This window comes from Streptomyces lacrimifluminis (genome assembly GCF_014646095.1).
Taxonomy (GTDB): Bacteria; Actinomycetota; Actinomycetes; order Streptomycetales; family Streptomycetaceae; genus Streptomyces; species Streptomyces lacrimifluminis.
Genome location: NZ_BMMU01000007.1, coordinates 136,401 through 154,267, shown reverse-complemented (window position 1 = coordinate 154,267; position 17,867 = coordinate 136,401). Strand labels below are relative to the sequence as shown.

The 17,867-nt window shown below is 70.7% G+C and carries 16 protein-coding genes; 6 read left to right on the top strand and 10 right to left on the bottom strand.

All coding sequences use genetic code 11. From position 1 onward, the window contains the following. The first annotated feature begins 382 nt into the window (after nt 1-382). Nucleotides 383-1,378, top strand: coding sequence for a TIGR01777 family oxidoreductase (locus IEY89_RS13440; protein WP_189147602.1), 996 nt, complete (start codon nt 383-385; stop codon nt 1,376-1,378). Between the two features lie 284 nt (nt 1,379-1,662). Next, nucleotides 1,663-3,129 (top strand): alpha/beta hydrolase, encoded by a 1,467-nt coding sequence (locus IEY89_RS13435; RefSeq protein WP_229695203.1) that lies wholly within the window; start codon nt 1,663-1,665, stop codon nt 3,127-3,129. Between the two features lie 75 nt (nt 3,130-3,204). Here the strand turns inward: IEY89_RS13435 and IEY89_RS13430 are convergent, their stop codons facing one another. After that, complete coding sequence (locus IEY89_RS13430) at nt 3,205-4,044, bottom strand: NmrA family NAD(P)-binding protein (protein ID WP_189147601.1); 840 nt, start codon at nt 4,042-4,044, stop codon at nt 3,205-3,207. Nucleotides 4,045-4,126: 82 nt separating this feature from the next. Between IEY89_RS13430 and IEY89_RS13425 the strand changes: the two genes are divergently transcribed. Further along, entirely contained in the window at nt 4,127-5,086 is a 960-nt protein-coding gene (locus IEY89_RS13425; protein WP_229695202.1) for an AraC family transcriptional regulator, read from the top strand. An 18-nt stretch (nt 5,087-5,104) separates the two neighbouring features. Here IEY89_RS13425 and IEY89_RS13420 read toward each other — a convergent pair whose 3' ends face one another. After that, complete coding sequence (locus IEY89_RS13420; RefSeq protein WP_189147600.1) at nt 5,105-6,433, bottom strand: class I SAM-dependent RNA methyltransferase; 1,329 nt, start codon at nt 6,431-6,433, stop codon at nt 5,105-5,107. A gap of 113 nt (nt 6,434-6,546) precedes the next feature. After that, nucleotides 6,547-8,595, bottom strand: coding sequence for an APC family permease (locus IEY89_RS13415; RefSeq protein ID WP_189147599.1), 2,049 nt, complete (start codon nt 8,593-8,595; stop codon nt 6,547-6,549). Between the two features lie 442 nt (nt 8,596-9,037). Between IEY89_RS13415 and IEY89_RS13410 the strand changes: the two genes are divergently transcribed. Together IEY89_RS13410 and IEY89_RS13405 are read left to right on the top strand one after the other, a co-directional pair. Next, nucleotides 9,038-9,709 (top strand): potassium channel family protein, encoded by a 672-nt coding sequence (locus IEY89_RS13410; RefSeq protein ID WP_189147598.1) that lies wholly within the window; start codon nt 9,038-9,040, stop codon nt 9,707-9,709. Further along, nucleotides 9,709-10,386, top strand: coding sequence for a potassium channel family protein (locus IEY89_RS13405; RefSeq protein WP_189147597.1), 678 nt, complete (start codon nt 9,709-9,711; stop codon nt 10,384-10,386). The genes IEY89_RS13410 and IEY89_RS13405 overlap by 1 nt, the downstream gene beginning before the upstream one ends. Nucleotides 10,387-10,566: 180 nt before the next feature. Here the strand turns inward: IEY89_RS13405 and IEY89_RS13400 are convergent, their stop codons facing one another. The 7 genes from IEY89_RS13400 to IEY89_RS13370 all read right to left on the bottom strand — a co-directional run bounded on the left by IEY89_RS13400 (nt 10,567) and on the right by IEY89_RS13370 (nt 17,226). Beyond that, nucleotides 10,567-11,286, bottom strand: coding sequence for a DUF3159 domain-containing protein (locus tag IEY89_RS13400; RefSeq protein ID WP_189147596.1), 720 nt, complete (start codon nt 11,284-11,286; stop codon nt 10,567-10,569). A gap of 3 nt (nt 11,287-11,289) precedes the next feature. Beyond that, entirely contained in the window at nt 11,290-11,688 is a 399-nt protein-coding gene (locus IEY89_RS13395) for an OB-fold nucleic acid binding domain-containing protein (protein ID WP_189147595.1), read from the bottom strand. Nucleotides 11,689-11,754: 66 nt separating this feature from the next. After that, a complete protein-coding gene (locus IEY89_RS13390; RefSeq protein ID WP_189147594.1) occupies nt 11,755-12,438 on the bottom strand; it encodes a response regulator in 684 nt (227 codons plus the stop codon). Next, a complete protein-coding gene (locus IEY89_RS13385) occupies nt 12,435-15,032 on the bottom strand; it encodes a sensor histidine kinase (protein WP_189147593.1) in 2,598 nt (865 codons plus the stop codon). The genes IEY89_RS13390 and IEY89_RS13385 overlap by 4 nt, the downstream gene beginning before the upstream one ends. 277 nt (nt 15,033-15,309) lie before the next feature. After that, a complete protein-coding gene (locus IEY89_RS13380; protein ID WP_189147592.1) occupies nt 15,310-16,077 on the bottom strand; it encodes a DUF3710 domain-containing protein in 768 nt (255 codons plus the stop codon). 1 nt (nt 16,078) lies between these two features. Next, a complete protein-coding gene (dut, locus tag IEY89_RS13375) occupies nt 16,079-16,630 on the bottom strand; it encodes a dUTP diphosphatase (RefSeq protein WP_189147722.1) in 552 nt (183 codons plus the stop codon). Between the two features lie 11 nt (nt 16,631-16,641). Then, on the bottom strand, nt 16,642-17,226 hold the full coding sequence (locus IEY89_RS13370) for a PaaI family thioesterase (RefSeq protein ID WP_189147591.1): 585 nt from the start codon (nt 17,224-17,226) through the stop codon (nt 16,642-16,644). A gap of 58 nt (nt 17,227-17,284) precedes the next feature. Between IEY89_RS13370 and IEY89_RS13365 the strand changes: the two genes are divergently transcribed. Then, nucleotides 17,285-17,758: a DUF3093 domain-containing protein gene (locus IEY89_RS13365; RefSeq protein ID WP_189147590.1), complete on the top strand. Its 474-nt coding sequence runs from the start codon at nt 17,285-17,287 to the stop codon at nt 17,756-17,758. The last annotated feature ends 109 nt before the right edge of the window (nt 17,759-17,867 follow it).

Below are 17,867 nucleotides of genomic sequence, written 5' to 3'. Positions count from 1 at the left end.
CACTGACAGGTACGCAAAGTACCGATCTACCGTTCGGCGGGTACCCCAGGCCGTTCGGCGGGATGCCACCGGACACTCGGCGGACACACCGTCCGGCCTGCGCGTTCCCCGTCCGGACGCACGACGCGGAATGCTTCGCCGCCGAACCCGGACCCTCACGCTCCGATCCAACCCACAGCTGCTGTCAACATCGCCGACGCGCGTCCCGTGCAGGTCGGCCGACCGGTCGGCGTGGACTCGCGCGCGGCCCTCGCCATCCTCGGGATGGACGCCGGCCTTACGGCCTCCGCTTCGCCACGGTCCCGCCCTCAGCAAATTTTGAACACGTTCAAATAATTGCGCTACTCTCTCACCATCACGTTCCAAGCCCACAGGGGGAGCCATGAAGGTAGTCATACCGGGTGGAACCGGTCAGGTGGGTGGCATCCTCGACCGGGCGCTCACCGCCGCCGGTCACGACGTCACCGTGCTGACCCGACGGCCGGCACGCGACCGTGAGATCGGCTGGGACGGCGAGACGCTGGGCGCCTGGGCCGAGACGATCGACGGCAGCGACGTCGTGGTCAACCTGGCGGGCCGCAGCGTCAGCTGCCGCTACACGCCCGCCAACCTGCGGGCCATGATGGACTCGCGCGTGCACTCCACCCGGGTCGTCGGCGAGGCGATCGCGGGCGCCGCGCGGCCTCCCCGGCTCTGGCTCCAGATGAGCACCGCCACCATGTACGCCCACCGCTTCGACGCCCCCAACGACGAGGCGACCGGCGTCATCGGCGGCACCGAACCGGACGTACCGGACTACTGGGCCTACAGCATCGACATCGCCAAGGCCTGGGAGGAGGCCCAGGAGCAGGCGGCGACCCCCGCCACGCGCAAGGTCGCCCTGCGGACGGCCATGGTGATGAGCCCGGACCGCGGCGGCGTCCTCGACATCCTGCTGCGGCTGGCCCGGCTCGGCCTCGGCGGCCCGGTCGCGGGCGGCGCACAGTACGTGTCCTGGATCCACGGCCACGACTTCGTCCGCGCCGTCGAGTTCCTGATCGACCGGGACGACCTCGCCGGACCGGTGAACCTCGCCGCTCCCCACCCCGTACCGCAGCGCGCGTTCATGCAGGCGCTGCGCGCCGCGTGGGGTGTGCCGGTGGGCCTGCCCGCGACGCGGTGGATGGCGGAGCTGGGCGCGTTCGCGCTCCGCTCGGACACCGAACTCCTGCTGAAGAGCCGCCGTGTCGTCCCCGGCCGGCTGCTCGACGCGGGCTTCACCTTCGAACACGCCGAGTGGCCGGAGGCCGCCACCGACCTCGTACGCCAGGTACGCGCCAGGGGGCGGACAGACAGCACCCGGGCCCTGCCGAAGGCCATGGGGCCGGCGGGCCGATGACCGGCCGAAGGCGGGCGAGCGAGTGCGCCGGCCCCGATCGGCCGCACCTGGACGGGGCCCCGAAGCCGCTCATGACGACGTGAGTGCCGGACACGGGCCACTTCTCCCGGGCGGCACAGCAAGGCCGTCGAGCATGACAGGGGCGCCGCGGCCGGGCATGCCTCCGGCCTCGGCCGGTGCGGAGGAGCAGGTACGCCGCCGCCCTCTTGTTCCCGCCTCGGACCCGGCCCGTCGACCATGACTCGTCCGTCATGCGACGACAGGCCCGCCGAGGCTTCGCGCAAGTGACCCCTGCCGCGCGGGCCGTCGAGGGCGAGGGAGAAGCTGATCTCGACCAACTCTCCCTGGAGGTACGTGAGATGACGAGCCGTCTGCCGCGCCGTTCGGTGCTGGGTGGAATGATCGGCGGTGTGGCGCTGGCCGTGTCCGGCACGGGGGCCGGATCCGCACTGGCCGCAGGACGCACACCGGGCGCCACCGGACAAGGGGCCGTCGGCCCGGAGCCCTACGTGCCGGTGAAAGTGGGCGCCGGGGGCGGACCCGCCGGGACGGACCGGGTGCGTGTCCTCAAGGTCGGCCCGAACACGGCGACCAGCGTTCTCGTGCTGGTGCCCGGCATGTTCGGGGCCGCGAACGACTTCCGCCTGCTGGCCCGTGACCTGGTCGCGGCCGTGCCCGGGTTGCAGGTGTGGGCACCCGACCGGCGCGAGGAGAACCTCGCCGACCGGTCGGGATTCGCGGGCCCGGACCCCCTCGCCTACTACCTGGACGGCCACTACCGCACCCAGGACCCGGCCGCCTCCCCCTTCGCCGCCCACTGGGGCCTGCCCCTGGCCCTCGCCGATCTCCGGGCCGTCGTCCGGTCGGCGGGGCGCGGTGGCCGGCGCGTGGTGCTCGGCGGGCACTCGTGGGGAGCGACGACCGCGATGGCGTACGCGGCCTGGGACTTCGACGGCTGCCCCGGCTACCGGGATCTCGCCGGGCTGGTGGCCATCGACGGCGGGGTGCTCGGGGCCTTCGACGGGACGGGCGACCCGGTTCACGACTCGCCGGAGGAGATACGGGAGCGGCTGGCGGCCATCGACGCCGGGGCGGTCTTCGACCTGACGCTGAGCGGCGTGGGTCTCGGCAGCCGCCCGGAGAGCACCCAGATCTGGTACCAGCTCGCCGGCCACTACGCGCTCCACGACCCCGACGGCCCCTCGGTCCTCCAGCCCCGCCTGCCCGACGCCCTGCGCCTGCCGTACACCGTCACCAACGCGGGCCAGCTGGGCTTCTTCGTGGACGCCGGCTTCGGCTGGCCGAACGCCATCACCGTGCACTCCGGCCACCTCGCCGACAGCGGCGACGTACGCGGCTGGGTCGACGCCGGGATCACACCGATCGGCCGGGTCGCGGCGGCGTACGCCGGTCCGGTGCCGACCGTGTGGGAGTGGTACTGGCCGGCCCGGCTCTCCGTCGACCTCGACGTCACGGACGCCTACACCGACTCGGCGCTCGCCCGCTCCCTGGGCCTGCGCCTGCACCACGCCCACCGTCTCGACGTACCCCTGTACGCCTTCGGGACGAGCCAGGCCAAGGGCACGATCGAGGAGGCGGCGCGCAGGGTGGTGGCCGGTTCCCGTATCCCGTACGCCGCTTACGAGACCGACACCGGCATGAACCACCTCGACCCGCTCTTCGCGGCCCCGGCCCACAACACCCTGACGCGGACACTCGCGGAGTTCCTGACGGGGCCGGGAGCGCGCTGACTGAGGGGACCCGTCCGGCCGGTTCCCGCGGGGACCGGCCGGACAGCCGGTGCCGACGCTCCGGGGACGAATGGTTCAGCTGCTCCAGACGCCTTGTCGGGCGGCGGCGTCGGCGTACTCGGAGAAGTCGCGGGGAGCCCGGCCCAGCGCCCGCTGGACGCCGTCGCTGAGCGAGGCAAGGCCGCCCGAGCGGACGTAGTCGTACATGCCGACCGACAGGTGCACCCACTCCTCGGGCGCACCCTGTGCCCGCTGCTCCTCCGCGTACGCCTCCTGCGTCACCGGCACATAGCGGAGGTCACGGCCGGTGGCCCGGGCGATCTCCGCGACCGTGTCCCCGAACGTCATCAGCCGGGGGCCACTGAGCTCGTAGTGCCATCCGGCGTGCCCGGCCTCCGTGAGGGCGGCGACCGCCACCTCGGCGATGTCCTCGGCGTCGATGAACGCCTCCTTGCCGTCCCCGGCCGGCAACCGAACCTCGCCGCTGAGCACGGGGTCGAGCAAGAAGTCCTCGCTGAAGTTCTGAAAGAACCACCGCACCCGCAGCACGGTCCACTCCGGGCCCGCGTGCTCCAACGCCCGCTCCGCGGCCAGGACATGTTCCTGAGCAGGGCCCCAGGCGTCGGAGGGCGTCGACAGCAACACCGCGTGCCGCACACCGGCCTCCGCGGCCCGCCGCCCGAACGCGGCGACGTCCTGCGCGGCCTGCGGGCCGCCCAGCCCGGGGTGCACCACGTACATCCCCGTCACACCCCGCAGGGCCGGCTCCCAGGTGGAACGGTCCGTCCAGTCGAAGGTCGCCGTGCCGGAACGGGAGGCAGCGCGGACCGTCGTACCCCGCTCCCGAAGCAGCCGTGCCACTCTGCGGCCGGTCTTGCCCGTGGCCCCTGTCACCAGGATCATCTCGTCGCTCATGACCTCAACAGAACCAGCCGCAGACCGGCCGGACCATGCCGTGCGGACTCACGTCCATATGCGTTCGTCTACCCTGACCGGCATGGATCCCATGGGACTGACCAGCACGGATCCGCTGACGGACCTCCTGACCGGGGTACGGACCAGTGGCGCCGTCTTCAACCAGTCCTGCCTGACCGGCTCCTGGGCGGCCCGCTTCGAGGGCGGCCCGCCACTGGCCCTCGCCGTCCTCGTACGCGGCTCCGCCTGGATCACCCCCCAGGACGGCGACCCGGTCCGGATCGGCCCCGGGGACGTCGCCGTCCTGTGCGGCGGCGCCCCTTACGTGATCGCGGACGCCCCGGACACCGAACCGGACGTGGTGGTCCGTCACGATGGCCGCTGCACGACCCCGCAGGGCGAGGAACTGGCCGGTCCCCGGGTTCCGGACGCCGACGCCTGGGACACGGAAAAGGCCCACAGCACACTCCTGTTGAGCGCTGTGTACACCGTGGACAGCGGCACCCCGGGCCGGCTGCTCGCCGCGCTGCCACCCCTGGCCGTCGTCGAGGCGCGCGTGGGTGTCTGCCCGGTCGGTCGGACGACCTTCGAGGAGATCACCCGAGAGGAACCCGGCCGGCAGATCCTCCTGGACCGGACACTGGACCTGATGCTCATCACCGCCCTGCGCGCCTGGTTCACCCGCCCTGGCGCCCAGGTCCCCGCCTGGTACCGGGCGCACAGTGACCCCGTGGTCGGCCCCGCCCTACGAATGCTGCAGGGAGACCCCGCCCACCCGTGGACCCTGCCTGCCCTGGCGGCGAGGACCGGTGTGTCCCGGGCCAACCTGGCCCGCCGCTTCACCACCCTCGTCGGACAGCCACCCATGACCTACCTGAGGAAACGCCGCCTCACCCTGGCAGCCGACCTCCTGCGCAAGCCCGACACCACCCTCGCCACGGTCGCGAACCGCGTCGGCTTCTCCAACGCCTTCGCCCTCAGCGCCGCATTCAAACGCGAACACGGGGTCAGCCCGAGCGAGTACCGAACAAGCGTTGGATGAGCCCCAAGGAACAACAGCTCAGACACCCTTGGCGGCAGGCTCCAGAATCGCCACGCACTCCACGTGGTGCGTCATCGGAAACAGATCGAAAGCCCGCAACGTCCGCACCCGATACCCCCCGTCCCGGAAGTACCCCAGGTCCCGCGCCAGCGCCGCCGGATCGCAAGCCACGTACGCGATCTTCCGCGCCCCCAGCTTCACCAGCTGCTCGACCGTCTTCCGCCCCGCCCCCGCCCGCGGCGGGTCCAGGACGATCAGGTCGACCTCGGTGATGCCCGTGCGCGGCAGGACCGCCTCGACCTTGCCCTGTTCGATGCGGACGCGGTCGAAGGCGGCGAGGTTGTGCCGGGCGTCCTCGACCGCGCGCTTGCCCGACTCGATGCCGAGGACCGCGCCCTTGTCGCCGATGCGGTCGGCGAGGGCGCCCGCGAAGAGGCCGACGCCGCAGTAGAGGTCGAGGGCCATGTCACCCTTGCGCGGGAGCAGGCCCTGCATGACCGCCTTCGTCAGTGTGTCCGCCGCCATCGGGTGCACCTGCCAGAAGCCGCCGCTGCCGACCCGGTGCGTACGGCCGTCGGCACGCTCGCGGACGAACGCGCGGCCGTGGACGCGGTGGATGCCGCCGTCGTGCTCCTCGACCCGCATGACGGAGACGGGCTTGTCAAGCTCGACCAGGGGCAGCCGGGCGCCCGGCCTCGGCTCCAGGATGACCATGCGGTCCTGGGATCCGGTCGCGGCGATCACGTCGACGGACTCCATCCCGGACCAGTCGCGCTCCTCGATGCCCAGCTCGCTGACGCCCGGCGCCGCGATCATGCAGTGCTCGATCGGCTCGACCTCGTGTGAACGGTGGTGCCGCAGCCCGGCGTTGCCGTCCGCGTCCACCGCGTACTGGACCCTCGTACGCCACTGGGGGACTTCGCCCGGCGGCAGCTTGTCGCCCTCGGCCGGCATCACCGTGCCGTCCCAGCCGGCCTCCTCCGGGGTGAGGCCGGCGAGCCGCTGCAGCTGTTCGGCGATGACCTCGCCCTTGAGGCGGCGCTGGGCGCCGGGCTTGGCGTGCTGCCAGTCGCAGCCACCACAGCGGCCGGGGCCCGCGTACGGACAGGGGGCCTCGACCCGGTCCTTGGACGCCGTCAGCACCTCCACCGCGTCGGCGCGCAGGAACCGCGCCCCCTCCTCGCCCTCCGTCACCCTGGCCACGACCCGCTCACCGGGCAGCGTGTGCCGGACGAAGAGCACCTGCCCGTCATCCGTACGGGCGACGCAGTGGCCACCATGGGCGACGGGACCGACCTCGACCTCGTACTCCTGCCCCGCCAGCGATTTCTTCGGTTCTGCCTGCATGGCGGGGTGACTCCAGGGGAGAGAAAAGGGAACGGCCGGACAACAGCCCACCAGTCTACGTGGGTGCCGCCCGACCACTCACCACAAGCCCGTAGCGGGCCGTCCCCGGTTCGTCAGTTCTTCCCGCTCGGTTCGCGCGTCCGCTCCTCGGCCGGCCCACGCCGGACGGAGCCGGGCGCGTTCCAGTCCTGCCGCTTGCGGGCCCGCTTCTTGGCCACCTCGGACGACTGGAGCTGGTAGGGCACCGACGTCACCATGACGCCCGGGGTGAACAGCAGGCGCCCTTTGAGCCGCAGCGCGCTCTGGTTGTGCAGCAGCTGCTCGTACCAGTGACCGACCACGTACTCCGGGATGATCACGGACACGGCGTCGCGCGGCGACTCCCGGCGCAGCCCCTTCACGTACTCGATCACCGGTCGGGTGATCTCCCGGTACGGCGAGTCGAGCACCTTCAGCGGGACGGTGATCCCCCGCCGCTCCCACTCCTCCTGCAGCGCTCTCGTCTCCGCCGGATCGACGTTGACGCTGAGCGCCTCCAGTGTGTCGGAGCGCATCAGTTTCGCGTACGCGAGCGCGCGCAGCGTGGGCCGGTGGATCTTCGAGATCAGGACGACCGAGTGCACCCGCGACGGCCGCACGCTGTCGTCGCTCGGACCCTCCGGGGCCACGAGCTCCTCGGCGACCCGGTCGTAGTGCTTACGGATCGCCGTCATCACCGCGTAGAAGATCACCATGCCGAGGAGCGCCACCCAGGCGCCGTGGGTGAACTTCGTACCGAGTACGACGACCAGCACCAGCCCGGTGAAGAAGGCGCCGAAGGTGTTGATGGCGCGGGAGCGGAGCATGCGCCGGCGCTTCGCCGGGTCCTTCTCGGTGGCCAGGTGCCGGTTCCAGTGCCGGACCATGCCGGTCTGGCTGAGCGTGAAGGACACGAACACGCCGACGATGTACAGCTGGATGAGCCGGGTCGAGTCCGCCCCGTAGACCCACACCAGCAGGATGGCCGCGCCGGAGAGCAGCACGATGCCGTTGGAGAAGGCGAGCCGGTCGCCGCGGGTGTGCAGCTGGCGCGGGAGGTAGCGGTCCTGCGCGAGGATCGAGCCGAGCAGCGGGAAGCCGTTGTACGCGGTGTTGGCGGCCAGGAAGAGCACCAGCGCGGTGGCGGCGGCGAGCAGGATGAAGAAGAAGCTGCCGTCGCCGAAGACGGCCTCGGCGACCTGTGAGATCACCGGGTTCTGGACGTAGTCCGAGCCGACCGCGACTCCCTTGTCCAGCAGGTCGTGCGCGGGATTCTCGGCCATCCGCACTTTCGTGGCCATGGCCAGCACGATGATCCCGCAGAACATGGTGACGGCGAGGATACCCATCGCCGCGAGGGTGGTCGCCGCGTTCTTGGACTTGGGCTTGCGGAAGGCCGGCACACCGTTGGAGATGGCCTCGACACCGGTGAGCGCGGCACAGCCGGAGGAGAAGGCGCGCAGCAGCAGGAACACGAGGGCGAACCCGGCCAGTCCCTGGTGTTCGGCCTTGATCTCGTAGCCGGCCGTCGGCGCGCGCATGGTGTCGTCCAGCACCAGGCCGCGGAACGCGCCCCACGCGATCATGATGAAGACGCCCGCGACGAACACGTACGTCGGAATCGCGAACAGCTTCCCGGACTCCTTGACGCCCCGCAGGTTCATCAGCGTCAGCAGCACGATGACGGCGATCGCGCAGAACACCTTGTGCTCGACGACGAAGGGGACGGCGGAGCCGAGGTTCTCGATGCCGGAGGAGATCGACACGGCGACGGTCAGCACGTAGTCGACGAGCAGCGCGCTGGCGACCGTGAGGCCGGCCTTGGGGCCGAGGTTGGTGTTCGCGACCTCGTAGTCGCCGCCGCCGCTCGGGTAGGCGTGCACGTTCTGCCGGTAGGAGGCGACCACGGTGAACATCAGTACGACGACAGCGACCGCGATCCACGGGCTGAAGTGGTACGCCGACACACCCGCGATCGACAGGACCAGCAGCACTTCCCCGGGAGCGTAGGCCACGGAGGACAGCGGGTCGGAGGCGAAGACGGGGAGAGCGATGCGCTTCGGCAGGAGGGTTTCGCCGAGCCGATCACTGCGCAGTGCGCGCCCGATCAGGATCCGTTTGGGCACGTCGGTCAGTTTGGACACGGACAGGATCGTAAGCTCCCCACCTTGTCCTGGGCACATCCGGGTGAAAACCCGACGGTCCGCCGAGTGAAATCCCGGTATCCGAGACAGGCGCAGGCCCCCGTCCCCGCGTCCTCATGGCTATATGACGAAAACACGGCACCCTTTATGCCCCCTTTAGCCTTCTTTCCGGCTTCCTCGCTTTCCCCTCTTGCCCGGGAGACCCCATGCAGCATCTCGCCGCGGAGCTGATCGGCGCCGCCGTCGCACTCGCCGCCCTCGCCCTTCTGACCGCGGCCAGCGTGCGCAGCATCAGCCGCAGGTAGGCGGCCCACGGATACACATGGAGTGCACACGGGGTGCCCAGCGCCCACCGTGCGTGTATAGCTTGGGCGGGGGTCTGAGACCCTGTTCAGGCCAGGTCGACAACGGCGGGCTTCGACATCGGATCGGAAGGACGGTCGTGCACATCGTCATCATGGGCTGCGGCAGAGTGGGTTCCGCTCTCGCGCAGACCCTGGAGCAACAGGGGCACACGGTCGCCGTGATCGACCAGGACCCCACCGCCTTCCGACGACTGGGCTCCGGGTTCGGCGGCCGTCGTGTCACCGGAGTCGGCTTCGACCAGGACACCCTGCGCGAGGCGGGCATCGAGGACGCCGGCGCCTTCGCCGCCGTCTCCAGCGGTGACAACTCGAACATCATCGCCGCCCGGGTGGCCCGTGAGATGTTCGGCATCGAGAACGTCGCGGCCCGCATCTACGATCCCCGCCGCGCCGAGGTCTACCAGCGCCTGGGCATCCCGACCGTCGCCACGGTCCGCTGGACGGCCGACCAGATGCTGCGCAGGCTGCTGCCCTCCGGTGCGGAGCCGCTGTGGCGCGATCCCACGGGCGGCGTCCAGCTCGCCGAGGTGCACGCGTCGTCCGCCTGGGTGGGCCACAAGATCAGCAGGATGCAGGACGAGACCGGCGTACGCGTCGCCTTCCTCACCCGCCTGGGCGAGGCGGTCCTGCCCACCTCGCAGACGGTGCTGCAGGAGGGTGACCTGGTGCACGTGATGATGCGTACGGACCACGTCGAGAAGGTCGAGGCGTCCTTCGCCGAGGGCCCTGAAGAGGAGGCCGGTCACTGATGAGGGTCGCCATTGCCGGTGCCGGTGCCGTCGGCCGCTCGATCGCGGGCGAGCTGCTGGAGAACGGCCACGAGATCCTGCTGATCGACAAGGCCCCCACGGCCATCTCGGTCGAACGGGTCCCCCAGGCGGAGTGGCTGCTGGCCGACGCCTGCGAGATCACGTCGTTGGACGAGGCCGCGTTGCAGCGCTGCAACGTCGTGATCGCCGCGACGGGTGACGACAAGGTGAACCTGGTCGTGTCACTGCTCGCGAAGACGGAGTACGGCGTTCCACGCGTCGTCGCCCGCGTCAACAACCCCAAGAACGAGTGGCTCTTCACCGAGGCCTGGGGCGTGGACGTCGCGGTCTCCACGCCGCGTCTGATGTCGGCCCTGGTCGAGGAGGCGGTGAGCGTCGGCGACCTGGTACGCCTGCTCCGCTTCAGCCACGGCGACGCGAACCTGGTCGAACTGACCCTCCCCCCGGAGTCGGCGCTGGCCGGCACCCAGGTCGGCGACGTGGAGTGGCCGGACGACACGTCCCTGGTGACGATCATCCGCGGCTCCCGGGTTCTGACCCCGTCCCGGGAGGACTCCCTGGAAGCAGGCGACGAACTCCTGTTCGTAGCCGCCCAGGCCAGGGAGGAACAGCTGGAGGACCTCCTGTCGGTACGCAAGGAGGAAGCCCCGAGCTGATTGATCTAGCCCGTCTGGGGGTCCCCCCTCTGGGGGAGCTTGAGGACGAGGCCGTTCAGGCCGAAGGGGTCTGGGGCGCAGCCACAGCGGGGTCGAAGGGGCGGAGCCCCTGGGGATGGGACGGGTAGGGGCGGCGGGGTGAAACAAGCCGACGCCCGCCCCACTCCCCCCACTCGGAACCTACTCGGGAGAGGAAGCCGCGGCCTTCCGCTGCTCAGCCGCCCGCTCCTCCGCCTCCATCTCCGCGAACACATCGATCGGCGCCGGCGCCTTCGCCAGGAACACCCACGTGAGCCACACGGCCAGCAGGAACGGCGGAATCTTCAACGCCACCAGCACCCACCCGAACGACGCCGTGTCCGCCCACCAGTACAGCGGGAAGAGAATCGCGCACTTGGTGAGCAGAATCAGCCCCCACGCATAACTGGCCTTCGCATACGCCTTCTTGCGCCCCGGGTTGCGCGTACGCCAGGAGAGGTTCTCCTTGAACACCGGGCCGAGGATCAGCCCGAGCAGCGGAACACCGCACAACGTCGTGATGATGTACGCGAGCGCCAGCCCCAGCGTGTAGAGCATGCCGGGCAGATAGAAGTCCTTGGCGTTGCCCGTCATCATCGCGAAGACGACACCGAAGGCCACACCGAACACACCACTGAAGGCGTGCTTGACGGTGTCCTTCATGACGAGGCGCACCACGACCAGCAGCACCGAGACACCGAGGGCCGCGATGGCCGACGAGTGCAGGTCCTTGTTGACCGTGTAGATCGTGACGAAGAGCAGCCCCGGCAGGACCGTCTCGATCATGCCCCGCAGACCGCCGAACGCCTCGAAGAGCGCGGCCTCGGTCACCGCCCTGGAATCGTGCTGGGCGTCTTCGGTCGGCTTGTCGAGCGAGGTCACCGGCTACTCCCGTCCGAGGGGTCTGAGTTCGTATTTCGGATTGAACAGCACACGGCGGCCCCGGCTCATCGATATCCGCCCCGACGCGATCAGCTTGCGCCCCGGCTCTATCCCGACGATGGAACGCCTGCCGAGCCACACCACGTCCAGCGCGGCCGAACCGTCGAAGAGCTCGGCCTCCAGGGCCGGAACCCCCGCCCTCGGCCGCAGCGTGACCGTGCGCAAGGTACCAGTAACCGTCACCACCTGTCGGTCGTGGCAGTCACCGATACGCGTACAGCCCGCGGTCGCGGTGTCCTCGCGCAGCTCCTCGGACTCCAGGTCCTCCTGCGACGAGGAGAGCCGGTCGAGCATGCGACGGAACCGGCCCGCCGGCTTCTCGGAACGAGGAACAGCACTCATACCTGAAGCGTACCGGCGCCCACCGACACCGACGTACCCCGGGACCACGTCTCTCCGGGGACGGCCCTACCGCTCGAACCGGTACCCCATCCCGGGTTCGGTGATGAAGTGCTTCGGATGCGAGGGATCCGCCTCCAGCTTGCGCCGCAGCTGCGCCATGTACACACGCAGGTAGTTGGTCTCGGTCCCGTACGACGGCCCCCACACCTCCTGGAGCAGCTGTCTCTGGCTGACCAGCCGTCCCGTGTTGCGCACGAGCACCTCCAGCAGATGCCACTCGGTGGGAGTCAGCCGTACGTCGCGCCCCTGACGGTGGACCTTTTTCGCGGCCAGGTCGACGGTGAACTCGTCGGTCTCCACCATGACGTCGTCCTCGGGGCTACCGGTGGGCTCGGCCCGGCGGACGGCGGCCCGCAGCCGGGCCAGCAGTTCGTCCATGCCGAAGGGCTTGGTGACGTAGTCGTCGGCGCCCGCGTCGAGCGCCTCGACCTTCTCGTCGGACGAGTGCCGGGCCGACAGCACCAGGATGGGCACCCGTGTCCACCCCCGGAGCCCTTTGATCACCTCGACGCCGTCCATGTCGGGCAGCCCCAGGTCGAGCACGACGACGTCGGGATGGCGGGCGGCGGCGAGTTCGAGAGCGGTGGCACCGTCGGGGGCCGCGTCGACCTCGTACTTGCGTGCCTTGAGGTTGATCACGAGGGCACGCACGATCTGCGGCTCGTCCTCGACCACCAGCACCCGGGTCATGACACCTGCCTTTCCGACACCGCCGACTCCGCTGACACTTCTGTTCCCACTTCCACGGCCCCCGCTCCACCACTCCGCGGCGGTTCAGCTCTCTCGCCGTCCCCGGCCGCCCGCACCGTGAGCACCATGCTCAGCCCGCCCCCAGGCGTGTCCTCGGCCTGCAGGGTGCCGCCCATCGCCTCGGCGAACCCCCTGGCCACCGCGAGGCCCAGCCCGACCCCGGCCCCGCGCGGGGCGTCACCGTACCGCTGGAAGGGCTCGAAAATGCGGTCCTTCGCCTCGTCCGGCACGCCCGGCCCCCGGTCGACCACCCGCACCTCCACCCGCTCGGCGATGGCACTGGCGGCCACCAGCACCGTCTCCCCGTCCGGGCTGTACTTGACGGCGTTCTCGACCAGATTGGCCACCGACCGCTCCAGCAACCCCGGGTCGACGGCGACCATCGGCAGGGTCTCGGGAATGTCCAGCTCGACACTGTCCTCGGGTACGCCGCCCAGCGCCATCGGCACCACCTCGTCGAGGTCGATCTCCCTGATCAGCGGGGTCACGGTGCCGGTCTGGAGCCGGGACATGTCCAGCAGGTTGCCCACGAGGTGGTCGAGCCGGTCGGCCCCGTCCTCGATACCGGCCAGCAGCTCGGCCTGATCCTCCTCGGACCACGCCACGTCGTCCGACCGCAGCGACGAGACCGCCGCCTTGATCCCGGCCAGCGGCGTACGGAGGTCATGGCTGACAGCGGCGAGCAGCGCCGTGCGGATCCGGTTGCCCTCGGCGAGGGTACGGGCCTGGTCGGCCTGGGACTGGAGGCGCCGGCGGTCCAGCACCACGGCCGCCTGGGCGGCGAACGCGGCCAGCACCCGCCGGTCGGCGGCGGGCAGTACCCGGCCGGACAGTGCGAGCGCCATGTGGTCGCCGACCGGCATGTCGACGTCGGCGTCCTCCGGCCGCTCCACCGCCTGCCGGGTGCCGACGCTGCCCGCGCAGGTCCACGGATCGACGTCGGAGGCGCGCTCCAGCAGGGCCACGGACTCCATCCCGAAGGTCTCCCGGACCCGGTCGAGCAGGGCCTCAAGACTGGTCTCACCGCGCAGGACACTGCCCGCGAGGAAGGACAGGATCTCCGACTCGGCCCGCAGCCGGGCCGCCTGATGCGTGCGCCGGGCGGCCAGATCCACCACGGACGCCACCGACACGGCGACCCCGAAGAAGATCACCAGGGCGACGATGTTCTTCGGGTCGGCGATGGTCAGCCGGTGGTACGGCGGCGTGTAGTAGTAGTTCAGCAGCAACGAGCCGACGGCCGCCGAGGCCAGCGCCGGGTGGAGGCCGCCGAGCAGGGCCGCCGCCACCGTGAGCGCCAGGAACAGCAGCATGTCGTTGGCGAGACCGAGGTCGACGGCGTTCAGGAGCAGCGCGAGGACCACCGGACCGGCCACGCCGACCAGCCAGCCCCACACGATCCGCGCCCGCCCGAGCCGGGCCCCCCGGGCCACGGGCAGTCCGCGCCCCTTGCCCGCCTCGTCGTGGGTGATCAGATGGACGTCGAGGTCGGGCCCCGAGTCCCTGGCCACGGTCGCGCCGACCCCGGGCCCGAAGACGTACTGCCAGGTCTTGCGCCGGGACACACCCAGCACGACCTGCGTGGCGTTCACGCCCCGCGCGAAGTCGAGCAGTGCCACCGGAACGTCGTCCCCGACCACATGGTGAAACGTTCCGCCAAGGTCCTCGACCAGGGTCCGCTGGACGGCCAGTTCCTTCGGCGAGGCGTTGGTCAGCCCGTCACTGCGGGCGACGTAGACGGCCATGACCTCGCCGCCTGCGCCCTTCTCGGCGAGCCGCGCGGCCCGCCGGATCAGGGTGCGGCCCTCGGGTCCGCCGGTCAGCCCGACGACGATCCGCTCGCGCGAGCCCCAGATCCTGGAGACCCGGTGCTCACTGCGGTACTCGGTCAGGTACTCGTCGACCCGGTCCGCCACCCACAGCAGCGCCAGCTCCCGCAGAGCGGTCAGGTTCCCCGGCCGGAAGTAGTTGGCGAGAGCCGCGTCGACCTTGTCGGACTTGTAGATGTTGCCGTGGGCCATGCGCCGGCGCAGCGCCTGCGGGGACATGTCGACCAGCTCGATCTGATCCGCACGCCGGACCACCTCGTCGGGAACGGTCTCCTGTTGACGTACACCAGTGATCGACTCAACCACATCACCCAACGACTCAAGATGTTGAATGTTGACAGTCGATATCACGTCAATACCCGCGGCCAGCAGCTCCTCCACGTCCTGCCAGCGCTTGGCGTTGCGCGAGCCGGGAATGTTGGTGTGCGGCAGTTCGTCCACCAGGGCGATCTGCGGCCGTCGGGCGAGCACGGCGTCCACGTCCATCTCGGTGAACACGGATCCGCGGTAAGGCAGCTCCTTGAGCGGGATCTGTTCCAGCCCGTGCAGCATCACTTCCGTACGCGGCCGGCCGTGGTGCTCCACGAACGCCACCACGCAGTCCGTCCCGCGCTCGACACGGCGGTGCGCCTCGGACAGCATCGCGTACGTCTTGCCGACGCCCGGTGCCGCACCGAGGTAGATCCGAAGCTTGCCGCGTCCCATGGCCTCATTGTCTTCCCGTGCCCGCTGACTGCGCAGCGTCGACCTTACGTCCAGCAATGTCGACAAAAGGGACGAGAGGCAGACCGGACCACGCCTTTGACGCAACCCTGACGCACAGACGAACGAAGAAACGGTCCGTACCCCTCGACGGAGGGATACGGACCGTTCCGCGAAACTCATGGCCGGGTGCGGAACCGGGCTCCGACAGGGGCGCGGGGAACTGCACACCCAGCCCCCACCGGCCCGCCGCGAACGACCCGCGTGACCAGCGGAGCTCTCAGCGGACCTCGGTGATCTCCGGCCCGCGCTGCAGCTGGCCCATGCCGCCACCGAAGCGGGAACCCTCCTCCTCGACCTGCGACACGCCTTCGGGCACCATCTGCGCGTCGTTCGGCAGCTTCAGGACGATCGGGTCGCGGGGCGCCATCGGCCCCTCGCCACGGACGACGACCGTGTCCCGGAAGATCTGCTCCAGGAGACCGGCGGCCTGCGGCTGCACAGCGCCCTGCCCGGAGATGACCCCTCGCAGGAACCACCGCGGACCGTCGACTCCGACGAACCGCACGACCTGGAAACCGCCCGTGCCGTCCGGCAGTTGCACCGGCACCTGCGCGCGCAGCTCCCAGCCCAGCGGCCCCTCGACCTCGTCGACGATGCCACCCTGCTGGGTGATGCCGCTGGCGATCTCCTCGCGCACCTCGCCCCAGATGCCCTCGCGCTTGGGCGCGGCGAAGGCCTGGAGCTGCACGGCGCTGTCGCGCAGCACTACGGTCGCCGCGACGATCGCGTCGCCCGCGACCTCGACCCGCAGCTCCATGCCGTCGACCCCGGGCACGAACAGTCCGCCCAGGTCCACCCGGCCCTCGCCGGGCTCGCGCACCTCGGTGTCGTCCCAGGGTCCGTCGGGACGCGGCTCCGGCTCCAGCCGGACGCGCCCACGGCTGCCCGCTGCTTCGTCCGCCTCAGTGTCGACGCTGTCGACGACCTGCTCGGCCTCGCCGGCCGCGTCCTCGGCGGCACCCTTCTTCTTGCGACGTCCGAACACGTCACTGTCCTTCCCGGTCGGCTACGACCGAAGCGTATCGATTCCCACCCGTTGTGCCGCCTACTGCGGCCTGACCGCTGTGACCGCTCGCACCGCCCACCGAGGCGTGACCACCGGTGGACCCGAAGCCCCCCTCGGCCCGCGCCGAGCCGGGAAGTTCCGCGACCTCCCGGAAGCGGACCTTCTCGACCTGCTGGACGACCAGTTGGGCAATCCTGTCGAAGCGCTCGAATCGCACGGGTTCGTGCGGGTCGAGATTCACCACGATCACCTTGATCTCCCCACGGTACCCGGCATCAACCGTCCCCGGGGCATTCACCAGAGCGACACCGCACCGGGCCGCCAGGCCCGAACGAGGGTGCACGAAGGCCGCGTACCCGTCCGGGAGAGCGACAGACACCCCGGTGGGCAGAACAGCCCGTTCCCCGGGCGCCAGTTCGCAACCCTCCGTGGTCCGCAGGTCGGCTCCGGCGTCGCCCGGCTGCGCGTACGCCGGAAGCGGTACGTCCGGATCGACGCGTCGGATGAGGACGTCCAGGGGCTCACGGCCCACGGGTGCGGGGCTCACGGGTTCACCTCGAATGCGCGGGCACGCCGGACCTGGTCCGGGTCGCTCATGGCTGCCCGGATCTCCTCAGGGCGGCCGTTGTCGATGAAGTGCTCGACCCTGACCTCGATGAAGAGTGCCTCCGCGCGCACCGCGACAGGCCCGTCGGGGCCGCCGATGCGTCCGGTGGCGGTCGAGTAGATCTTGCGCCGGGCCACCGCCGTGACCTCGGCCTCCAGGTACAGCAGGGTGCCGACGGGCACGGGCCGGACGAACTCGGTCTCCAGCCGTCCGGTCACGGCGATGGTGCGCAGCAGCCAGTTCAGCGAGCCGAGTGTCTCGTCCAGCGCGCTGGCGAGCACACCGCCGTGGGCGAGGCCGGGGGCGCCCTGGTGGGCCTCCCGCACGGTGAATTCGGCGGTGACACTGACACCGTCGCCGGCCCGGGCGGCGAGGTGCAGTCCGTGGGCCTGCTCGCCGCCGCACCCGAAACACTGTTCGTAGTGGGCGCCCAGGAGCTCGCCGGGCGCGGGCGCGTCCGGGTGCCGCACGGGCGCCACGGCGTCGGCGGGGGGCTTCAGAGCTGCGGAAGTACCACTCACAGCCGCAGACCTTACCCGCGAGTCGGCCGCCGACCGACACCATGCCAAGCTTGGTTCCATGCAGCTTTCCGCATCCCCGTACGAAGAACGCCTCACGGCCCCCCGCTCCTGGTGGCTGATCTCGTTCCTGGTCGGCGTCTCCTTCGCCCTGATCCTCCTCCCGTTCGGCACGCTGCCCCTGCTCGGCGGCCTGGTGGGCGGCACCGCGGTGGCCGCGGTCGCGGCGAGTTCGTACGGCTCGATCCGGATCCGGGTCGTGGGCGACGCGCTGATCGCGGGTGAGGCGAAGATCCCGGTGGCGGCCCTGGGCGAGGCGGAGATCCTGGACGCGGAGGAGGCGCGCGCCTGGCGCACCTACAAGGCGGACACCCGTGCCTTCATGCTCCTGCGCTCCTACATCCCCACGGCGCTGCGCGTCCAGGTGACGGACCCCGAGGACCCCACCCCGTACCTGTATCTGTCGACGCGGGAGCCCGAACAGCTGATGGCGGCACTGGAGTCGACGCGGGCGGCTGCGCGCGACGCGGGCTGAACCGCCCGGCGCGGCGGCTCGGCGCGCCTCGGCACATTCTTCTTCGGCGGCGGGCAAAGACCTGCCCGCCGCACCGGCGTCCGGGGGCGGGCATGCCCCCCCGCAGCCC

Excerpts from the sequence above, each read along its gene's own strand:
- IEY89_RS13440 (WP_189147602.1), top strand. The coding sequence starts at position 383 with ATGAAGGTAGTCATACCGGGTGGAACCGGTCAGGTGGGTGGCATCCTC.
- IEY89_RS13430 (WP_189147601.1), bottom strand. The coding sequence starts at position 4,044 with ATGAGCGACGAGATGATCCTGGTGACAGGGGCCACGGGCAAGACCGGC.
- IEY89_RS13425 (WP_229695202.1), top strand. The coding sequence starts at position 4,127 with ATGGATCCCATGGGACTGACCAGCACGGATCCGCTGACGGACCTCCTG.
- IEY89_RS13420 (WP_189147600.1), bottom strand. The coding sequence starts at position 6,433 with ATGCAGGCAGAACCGAAGAAATCGCTGGCGGGGCAGGAGTACGAGGTC.
- IEY89_RS13405 (WP_189147597.1), top strand. The coding sequence starts at position 9,709 with ATGAGGGTCGCCATTGCCGGTGCCGGTGCCGTCGGCCGCTCGATCGCG.
- IEY89_RS13395 (WP_189147595.1), bottom strand. The coding sequence starts at position 11,688 with ATGAGTGCTGTTCCTCGTTCCGAGAAGCCGGCGGGCCGGTTCCGTCGC.
- IEY89_RS13390 (WP_189147594.1), bottom strand. The coding sequence starts at position 12,438 with ATGACCCGGGTGCTGGTGGTCGAGGACGAGCCGCAGATCGTGCGTGCC.
- IEY89_RS13385 (WP_189147593.1), bottom strand. The coding sequence starts at position 15,032 with ATGGGACGCGGCAAGCTTCGGATCTACCTCGGTGCGGCACCGGGCGTC.
- IEY89_RS13365 (WP_189147590.1), top strand. The coding sequence starts at position 17,285 with ATGCAGCTTTCCGCATCCCCGTACGAAGAACGCCTCACGGCCCCCCGC.